Below are 264 nucleotides of genomic sequence, written 5' to 3'. Positions count from 1 at the left end.
GACGCTGCGGCTCGTCGAAAAGCGGATGAAAATCTTATGAGCATGATCGAATTCCAGAACGTGTCGAAGAGCTTCGGCCATGTGCCGGTGCTGAAGAACATCGACCTGAAGATCGACGCGGGCGAGGTGGTCGTCGTGGTCGGCCCGTCGGGCTCCGGCAAGTCGACGATGCTGCGCTGTATCAACGCGCTCGAGAAGATCACCGGCGGCGAGCTGCTGGTCGACGGCCAGAGCGTGCGCGGCAACGCGACGACGATCCGCGAC

The 264-nt window shown here is 62.5% G+C and carries 1 protein-coding gene; it reads left to right on the top strand.

Going from position 1 to position 264, the window contains the following annotated elements; translation table 11 throughout:
* Positions 1-36 precede the first annotated feature (36 nt).
* A partial coding sequence (locus tag SB751_RS31605; RefSeq protein ID WP_410749221.1) for an ATP-binding cassette domain-containing protein occupies positions 37-264 on the top strand: 228 nt, incomplete at its 3' end.

This window comes from Cupriavidus sp. SIMBA_020 (genome assembly GCF_046535395.1).
Lineage (GTDB): Bacteria > Pseudomonadota > Gammaproteobacteria > Burkholderiales > Burkholderiaceae > Cupriavidus > Cupriavidus campinensis.
The sequence above is the reverse complement of the archived record's forward strand: the minus strand, read 5'-3'. Positions and strand labels throughout refer to the sequence as shown.